Below are 8,434 nucleotides of genomic sequence, written 5' to 3' on the forward strand. Positions count from 1 at the left end.
GGCCAGTCCGGCGCCGGCCTGGTCAAGGTGACCATGACCTGCAAGAACGACGTCAAGCGCGTGTCCATCGACCCCAGCCTGCTCGCCGAGGGCGAGGACAAGGAACTGCTGGAAGACCTGGTCGCGGCTGCCTTCAACGACGCCGTGCGCAAGGCCGAAGCCACTTCGCAGGAAAAGATGGGTTCGATGACTTCCGGCCTGCCGCTGCCGCCGGGCTTCAAGTTGCCGTTCTGAGCCAGTTACGGAGCTCGCGCATGATTCTCGAATCCGCAGTGTTGCCGGTGCGCCCGGGCCAGGAAGCCGCCTTCGAGGCGGCCTTCGGGCAGGCGCGCCATATCATCGCGGGCATGCCGGGTTTCCTCGGGCTTGAGTTGCATCGCGGCATCGAACAACCGTCCGCTTACCTGCTGACGGTACGCTGGCGCACGCTGAAAGACCACACCGTGGGATTTCGCGGTTCGCTTCAATACCAGCAATGGAAAGCCCTGTTGCATCATTTCTACGAGCCGTTCCCCACCGTACTGCATCACACGCCGGTGGTGAGCATGACGGCGCCGGCCCTGGGAGACGCAGCGTGAAAGGCGCCCCCCCGACCTCGCTGCAGGCGCTGATCGAGGCGTTGCGGGTGTTGCCCGGCGTAGGCCCGAAATCGGCCCAGCGCATGGCTTACCACCTGCTGCAGCACGACCGAGAGGGCGCCCGCAAGCTGGGTGACGCGTTGCGCGGCGCGGCCGATGGCATCAAGCATTGCTCGCGCTGCAATACCTTCACCGAGCAGGAAATCTGCTCGACCTGCCTGGACGAACGGCGCGATGCCTCGCTGCTGTGCGTGGTGGAAACCCCGTCCGACCAGATCATGATCGAGCAGACGCTGACCTATCGTGGCCAGTATTTCGTGCTGATGGGCCGGCTCTCGCCACTCGACGGCATCGGCCCGCGCGAGATCCACCTGGACCGGCTGCTGGCGCGCGCCACGGATCCCGCCATGGGCGGACCCGTGTCGGAGGTGATCGTCGCCACCAATTTCACCAGCGAAGGCGAGGCCACCGCGCACTATGTCGGCGAGATGCTGAAGGCGCGCGGGCTCAAGGTGTCGCGCCTGGCGCGCGGCGTGCCGGTGGGTGGCGAACTCGAATACGTGGATGCCGGCACCATCGCCCGCGCGGTGATGGACCGGCGCTCGGTCTAGCCGTGCCGGACTGCCTCGCCCTGTATCCGGCCGTGCGCTTGAACGCAACCGCATGAATCTCGCCCGCTTCGACCTCGTCACGCTCGGCCTGTTCGTCGCCGTGGCGCGCCAGGGCAGTATCTCCGCCGGTGCGCGCCAGTCCCACCTGGCGGTGGCGGCGGCCAGCAAGCGCATCTCGGATCTGGAGACCGCGGTCGGGGCGCCGCTGTTCTTCCGCCACGCGGCCGGCGTGCAGCTGACCGAGGCCGGTCAGGCATGCTTCCATCACGCGCTGACCATCCTGCAGGACGTGGAGCGCATGGCTGGCGTGATGTCGGACTATGCCAGTGGCGTGCGCGGCCAGGTGCGCGTCTGYGCCAATACGTCGGCCATCACGCAGTTCCTGCCCGACGACCTGGCGACCTTCATGGCGCTGCATCCCACCATCCGTATCGAGCTCGAGGAGCAGAACAGCAGCGAGATCGTCGCCGCCCTGGTGGAGAACCGGGCGGATGTGGGCATCTTTGCCGACCGCACGCCCAGCGCGGGCCTGGTCACGGTGGAGTACCGGCAGGACGAACTGGTGCTGGTGACACCGCCAGGCCATCCGCTCTCCGAGCGCGGGCCGGTGCGCTATGCGGACACCCTCGAATACGATTTCGTCAGCTTGCCGCAGGTTACTTCGCTGGCGGCCCGCCTGCTGGAGGAAAGCAGCCGGCTGGACCGGCCGTTCCGCCTGCGCATCCAGGTACGCAGCTTTGACGCCATGTGCCGCATGGTGATGGCGGGGCTGGGCGTGGGCGTGCTGCCGCGCATCGCGGCCGAGCCGCATGTGCAGTCGATGGGCTTGTCGCTGGTGGGGTTGCAGGACGCCTGGGCGCGCCGTTCCCTGCTCATCGGCATGCGCGATCCGGCTGGCCTGACGGTGTCGGCGCGGCTGCTCATTACCCACCTCTGCGGCGACCGCGCGCCATTCTGAACCCCCGAGGGCTTTCGCGTTCCGAGAAAGCCCGCTTCTCCGAATGCCGATTCCGCCAGCCGCGCGGCTGGGGCACACTGCGTCGAAACAAGGCGTGGTGCCGGCAACGGCCACACGCCAGCCCCAATCGACATTGCGACATCGCACGGAGACACCCCCATCATGGCGCGACAGATCCTCGAAGGCATCCGGGTCCTGGAACTCGGGCAACTGATAGCCGGCCCCTTCGCCGCCAAGACCCTTGCCGATTTCGGCGCCCACGTGGTCAAGGTGGAGCCGCCGGGGCAGGGCGATCCCCTGCGCAAATGGCGCATGCTCTACGAGGACACCTCGGTCTGGTGGGAAGCGCAGTCGCGCAACAAGCAGTCGATCTGCATTGACCTGCGCAATCCCGAGGGCCAGGAGGTGGTGCGCAAGCTGGCGGCCGAGGCCGACGTGCTGATCGAGAATTTCCGTCCGGGCACCATGGAAAAATGGGGCCTGGGCTACGAGGCGCTCCGCGCGGAGAACCCCGGACTGATCATGGTGCGCGTGTCCGGCTATGGCCAGACCGGCCCGAAGAGGGACGAGCCCGGTTTTGCGGCGGTAGCCGAGGCCATGGGCGGCCTGCGCTATCTCACCGGCGAGCCGGGGCGTGCCCCGGTGCGCGCGGGCCTGTCGCTGGGCGACACCATTGCCGGCCTGCATGGCGCGCTGGGCGTGCTGCTGGCGCTGTATGAGCGCGATGCGCGCGGCGGCGAAGGGCAGGTGATCGATGTCGCGCTGTACGAGTCGCTGTTCAACCTGAGCGAGAGCCTGTTGCCGGAATACTCGGCCTTCGGCGCGGTGCGCCAGCCGGCCGGCGGCGCGTTGCCGGGCATCGCGCCGTCCAACGCCTATCCCTGCGCCAGCGGTGAATACGTGCTGGTGGCGGCCAACGGCGACGCCATCTTCAAGCGGCTGATGCATGCCATCGGCCGCGCCGACCTGGCTGAAGATCCGGCGCTCGCGCGCAACGACGGCCGCGTCAGCCGTGTCGACGAGATCGATGCGGCGATCACGGCGTGGACACGGACACAAGGCGTGGAAGACGCGCTGGCGGTGCTCAAGCAGGCCRAAGTGCCATCGGGCCGCATCTACACCGTCAAGGACATCTCGGAAGATCCGCACTACCGCGCGCGCGGCGTGATCGAAAGCGTGACTGCGGCCAGCGGCCTGACGGTCGAGGTGCCGGGCATCATGCCGAAGCTCTCGGCAAGCCCCGGCGCCATTCACGATCGCGCCCCTACGCTGGGGGAGCACACCGATAGCGTGCTGGAGGCCGCCGGTTTCGACGCCGCCACCATCGCCGAGCTGCGCGCGCGCGGAGTGGTCGCATGAGCGCCGCCATTTCCACCCGCCTGCGCGGACCGGGCCGCATCGAGATCAACGAAGTGGCGCCCCGCGATGGCCTGCAGATCGAACCGGTGGTGGTGCCCACCGACGCCAAGGTCGCATTCCTGGACGCCTTGTCGGCCTGCGGCTTCGCCCGCATCGAGGCCACGTCCTTCACATCGGCGAAGGCTATCCCGGCGCTGGCCGACGCCGAGGCCGTGATGCATCGCATGGCGCGCGCCGCGGGCGTGCGCTATACCGCGCTGGTGCCCAACCTGCGCGGCCTGGAGCGTGCGCTGTCGTGCCGGCCCGATGAGCTCAACCTGGTGATGTCCGCCAGCGAGACCCATAACCGCGCCAACCTGCGTATGACGCGTGTCCAGTCGCAAGCCCAGTTGCTGGCGATGACCGAGGCCGCCAACGCGGCTGGCGTGCCGGTCAATGTTTCGCTGTCCACGGTGTTCGGCTGTCCCTTCGAAGGCGAGGTGGATCCCGATGCCGTGATGGCGCTGGCCGAATCCTTCGCCAGCGCCGGCGCGGCCGGCATCACGCTGTGCGATACCACCGGCATGGCCTATCCCAGCCAGGTCGCCTCGCTGTGCGAGCGCTTCCAGCAAGGCCTGCCGCAAGCCGGCCTGACCATTCACCTGCATAACACCCGCGGCATGGGCCTGGCGAACGCGCTGGCCGCCTGGCAAACGGGGGTGACGCGTTTCGACGCCGCCGCGGGCGGCCTGGGCGGCTGCCCGTTCGCGCCGGGTGCAAGCGGCAATGTCAGCACCGAAGAGCTGGTGCACATGTTCGCGGCAATGGGCGTGGATACCGGAGTGGACCTGGGGCGCCTGCTCGATGTGGTGGCCGGGCTGCCGGCGCTGGTCCAGCGCGACACCGCCAGTCAGTTGCTGCGCGCGGGGCCGCGCCTGCGCACGCATCAGCCGCCGGCCTGGCTGGCCGAACATTTCGGCGGGCAGCACTGACGCCGCACGGCCATACCGAATCCCGAAGAACGGTTGCGCACCGCGCGGCGAGGGCTGGCGCGGGCGCTGTAAAAGACCAAGATCAACAAGCACCAAGCAGGAGACGCTCCATGCCTCGCATCCCGGCATTTGCCAACGCACGTCCGCATTCTTCCCTGTCCGTATCGCCGGCGCGCCGCAAGACACTCGCCGCCGTGGCGCTGGCAGCCGCCAGCCTGGCGGGTACTTCCGCCTGGGCCCAGGACAGCAGCTATCCGAACCGGCCTGTCACGCTGGTGGTCTCCGCCGCCGCCGGCGGCACCACCGACCTGGCCGCACGGATGATCTCCGAGCCGCTGTCCAAGGCCCTCGGCCAGCCGGTGGTGGTGGACAACCGGCCCGGTGGTTCAGGCGGCATTGCCGCGCAGACCGTGGCGCGTGCCAAGCCGGACGGCTATACGCTGCTGGTGCAGTACTCTGGCTTCCAGGTCATCACGCCGCTGCTGACGAAGACCTCGTGGGACCCGGTGAAGGACTTCGCGCCGGTCGCCAACCTTCTGTCGGCGCCGCAAGTGCTGGTGGTGCGCCCGAGCCTGCCGGTCAAGACGCTCAAGGAACTGGTGGCGTATGCCAAGGCCAATCCCAACAAGCTCAACTACGCGTCGTCGGGGAACGGCTCGCTGCAGCACGTTTCCACCGAGTTGCTGAACCAGATGGCCGGCATCCAGATCACCCATGTTCCATACAAAGGCACCGGCCCGGCCATGACCGACCTGCTTGGCGGCTCGGTCGATCTCACCATCACCACGCCGCCGCCGTTGATGGGCCATATCCAGGGCGGCAAGCTGCGCCCGCTGGTGGTGACCAGCAAGCAGCGCCTGCCCAGCCTGAAGGACGTGCCGTCCGCGCCGGAAGCCGGGTACCCCGACCTCGACGTGTCTTCGTGGTTCGCCATGTACGCGCCGGCCGGCACGCCCAAGCCGGTCCTCGACAAGCTCGCGGGCGAGATCGAACGCATCATGCAGACCGAGGCCTTCCGCAAGAAGGCCGAAGAACTCGGCGCCGAGGCGAAGTTCATGGGGCCGCAGCAGCTCGCCACGTATCAGCGCAACGAACTGGCGCGCTGGGGCAAGGTCATCAAGTCGGCCGATATCCACGCGGAATGAGGCGCGCGTCGGGCTGGCCGTCAGGGCGATTCCGCAAGGCCATCGAGTAAAGCCGGTCAGTAAGGCGGTCGAAAGGCACGACCTGTATTGTTAGTGCCCCGCATGCCGCCATGCGGAGCCGCACTGTAGGTGTTGATCCCGATGCGACCCGGCGCGGCATCGGCTAGCATCGCAACTTGCCGCTTCGCGGCACCACGGAATCCGTGGCACGCCGTGGCACGCATGAGCGCGAGATCGGCGGCTGGCGTCGGCGGATGGCACGCAACGGTGCATGCCGCCGGCCGGCAGCCGGGTACAACAGGTAGGAGAGAGAAAAATGTATAACAAGAAGTTCTGGAAGCAGGCGCTGCTCGCGCTGGCGCTGTTCCTTGCGGGTTGGTTCACGTTCGGTGGCTACGCCCAGGCGCAAGGCAAGCCCGAGAAGGCCAAGATCACCATCGCCGTGGGTGGCAAGAACCTGTTCTACTACCTGCCGCTGACCATCGCCGAGCGCCTTGGCTACTTCAAGGATGAAGGCCTCGACGTCGAGATCGTCGACTTCGCCGGCGGTGCCAAGGCATTGCAGGCGGTGGTGGGCGGCAGCGCCGACGTGGTTTCCGGCGCCTACGAGCACACCATCAACCTGCAGGCCAAGGGCCAGCAGTACCAGGAGTTCGTGCTGCAGGGCCGTGCCCCGCAGATCGTGCTGATGGTTTCCAACAAGACCATGCCCGACTTCAAGTCGGTGGCCGACCTGAAGGGCAAGAAGATCGGCGTGACCGCGCCGGGTTCGTCGACCAATATGATGGCCAACTTCGTTCTGGCCAAGGCAGGGCTGAAGGCGTCGGACGTTTCCTTCATCGGTGTCGGCGCCAGCGCCGGCGCGGTGGCGGCAATGCGCTCCGGCCAGATCGACGCGATGGCCAACCTCGATCCGGTGGTGTCGATGCTGACCCAGAAGAACGAAGTCCGCATCGCCTCGGATACCCGCACGCTGAAGGACACCCAGGCCGTGTTCGGCGGCAATATGCCGTCGGGCTGCCTGTATGCATCGGTGGCGTTTATCCAGCAGAACCCGAACACCACGCAGGCGCTCACCAACGCCATGGTGCGCGCGCTCAAGTGGCTGCAGAAGGCCGGTCCGTCGGACATCGTCAAGACCGTGCCTGAAAGCTACCTGCTGGGCGACCGCGCGCTCTACCTGGCTGCCTGGGAAAAGGTCAAGGAAGCCATCTCGCCGGACGGCAGCATGCCCGCCGACGGCCCCAAGACCGCGCTGAGCGCGCTGCAACAGTTCGATCCGGACCTGAAGGGCAAGACCATCAAGCTGGAAAACACCTTCACCAACAGCTTCGTGCAGAAGGCAAACGCCAAGTACAAATAAGGCATCGCCCGCGCCCAGGGTGCCGGCGGCCCGCTGCGTGCAGCGGGCCTTTGCATTGGCAAGCGCCGATGCCGGCCATGGCATCGGGCACGCCGCCTTGAACTTGCCTTCCACGTTATTCCTGTCACGCGGTACTGCGCTGTCCGTATCGCTTGCACGGTTCGCACCGTTCGCACCGTTCGCGCAGTCAGCGTTATTCAGCACCGTATCCGCCAAGAGCCTGCCATGAGCACTGCCGCACTTTCCCTCGACAACGTCACCTGCACCTTCGTCTCGCGCGAAGACCGCAGCCAGCGCTATACCGCCGTCAAGGATGTCACCCTGGATATCCAGCCGGGTGAATTCGTCTCCGTGGTGGGGCCGACCGGCTGCGGCAAGTCCACCTTGCTTAATGTGGGGGCGGGTTTGCTGCAGCCCTCGATTGGCGAGGTGCGCGTGTTCGGCGAGCCGCTGCGGGGCATCAACACCCGCGCCGGCTACATGTTCCAGGCCGAGGCCCTGATGCCTTGGCGCAGCGCACTCGACAACGTGATCGCCGGGCTGGAATTCCGCGGCATGGCGCGCGCCCAGGCAGAGCAAGAGGGCGAGGCCTGGCTGCGCCGCGTTGGCCTGGGCGGTTTTGGCGACCGCTATCCGCACCAGCTCTCGGGTGGCATGCGCAAGCGCGTCAGCCTGGCCCAGACCCTGGTGCTCGATCCGGACATCATCCTGATGGATGAACCGTTCTCCGCGCTCGACATCCAGACCCGTCAGCTGATGGAAAACGAAGTGCTCGACCTGTGGGCGGCCAAGCGCAAGGCGGTCCTGTTCATCACCCACGATCTCGATGAGGCCATCGCCATGAGCGATCGCGTGGTGGTGCTGTCGGCGGGGCCGGGCACGCACCCGATCGGCGAATTCGCCATCGACCTGCCGCGTCCGCGCGATGTCGCCGAGATACGCAATCACCCGCGTTTTGTCGAACTGCACGCCGCGATCTGGGATGTGCTGCGCGAGGAAGTCCTCAAGGGCTATGCGCAGCAGCGCAAGGTTGCGTGAGTTGACTACCGTCACTTCGCGCGGCGCATAGCGCGCAACGAACTCCGCGAGCGCGCCGGTCGCCACGATGGCCCGGCCCGCCCGCTTCCCACTCAATCCTGTCTGATTTAAATTCGAACTCCGATTCCCATGGCTTTCCGTCCCGACTCCAAGGGCATGCTGCGATTCTGGCAGTTGCTCGTCCTCGTGGTGATCCTCGGCGCCTGGCATATCGCCACGCGCTCGCAACAAGTTGCCTTCTTCTTCGGCGAACCGCTGATGGTGGCCCAGCGTATCTGGAACTGGTTCGTGGTCGAGCGCGATATTTATATCCACCTCGGCGTGACCCTGATCGAGACGCTGCTGGCTTTCGGCATCGGCACGGCGGCGGGGCTCGGCGTTGGCCTGTGGCTGGCGCTCAGCCCGCTGACG

At 66.9% G+C, this 8,434-nt stretch carries 9 protein-coding genes and 1 pseudogene; all 10 read left to right on the forward strand.

The features are described 5' to 3' along the window. Positions 1 to 234, forward strand: a 234-nt coding sequence (locus tag AC1DKD_RS35900; RefSeq protein ID WP_477144345.1) for a YbaB/EbfC family nucleoid-associated protein, incomplete at its 5' end; no start/stop codon positions are given. A 20-nt stretch (positions 235 to 254) separates the two neighbouring features. Further along, positions 255 to 578, forward strand: a complete 324-nt coding sequence (locus tag AC1DKD_RS35905) for an antibiotic biosynthesis monooxygenase family protein (protein ID WP_441632007.1) — start codon at positions 255 to 257, stop codon at positions 576 to 578. Beyond that, on the forward strand, positions 575 to 1,189 hold the full coding sequence (recR, locus tag AC1DKD_RS35910; RefSeq protein WP_045239450.1) for a recombination mediator RecR: 615 nt from the start codon (positions 575 to 577) through the stop codon (positions 1,187 to 1,189). Before AC1DKD_RS35905 ends, recR begins: the two co-directional genes overlap by 4 nt. Before the next feature lie 52 nt (positions 1,190 to 1,241). Then, positions 1,242 to 2,147 carry a LysR family transcriptional regulator gene (locus AC1DKD_RS35915; protein ID WP_035874805.1) on the forward strand — a complete coding sequence of 302 codons (906 nt, stop codon included), beginning with the start codon at positions 1,242 to 1,244 and terminating at the stop codon, positions 2,145 to 2,147. A 162-nt stretch (positions 2,148 to 2,309) separates the two neighbouring features. Next, positions 2,310 to 3,506 (forward strand): CaiB/BaiF CoA transferase family protein, encoded by a 1,197-nt coding sequence (locus AC1DKD_RS35920; RefSeq protein WP_477144346.1) that lies wholly within the window; start codon positions 2,310 to 2,312, stop codon positions 3,504 to 3,506. Further along, positions 3,503 to 4,477 (forward strand): hydroxymethylglutaryl-CoA lyase, encoded by a 975-nt coding sequence (locus tag AC1DKD_RS35925; RefSeq protein ID WP_441632012.1) that lies wholly within the window; start codon positions 3,503 to 3,505, stop codon positions 4,475 to 4,477. Before AC1DKD_RS35920 ends, AC1DKD_RS35925 begins: the two co-directional genes overlap by 4 nt. A 110-nt stretch (positions 4,478 to 4,587) precedes the next feature. Continuing rightward, the gene (locus AC1DKD_RS35930) at positions 4,588 to 5,622 is read left to right on the forward strand and encodes a Bug family tripartite tricarboxylate transporter substrate binding protein (protein ID WP_441632014.1); all 1,035 of its coding nucleotides are present in this window, start codon (positions 4,588 to 4,590) and stop codon (positions 5,620 to 5,622) included. 316 nt (positions 5,623 to 5,938) lie between these two features. Beyond that, on the forward strand, positions 5,939 to 6,985 hold the full coding sequence (locus tag AC1DKD_RS35935; RefSeq protein WP_441632016.1) for an ABC transporter substrate-binding protein: 1,047 nt from the start codon (positions 5,939 to 5,941) through the stop codon (positions 6,983 to 6,985). 225 nt (positions 6,986 to 7,210) lie between these two features. After that, a complete protein-coding gene (locus tag AC1DKD_RS35940; protein WP_035874817.1) occupies positions 7,211 to 8,023 on the forward strand; it encodes an ABC transporter ATP-binding protein in 813 nt (270 codons plus the stop codon). A gap of 129 nt (positions 8,024 to 8,152) precedes the next feature. Then, positions 8,153 to 8,434 (forward strand): annotated as a pseudogene (locus tag AC1DKD_RS35945) (ABC transporter permease); the annotation flags it as partial.

The organism is Cupriavidus sp. 05T313 (assembly GCF_056396665.1).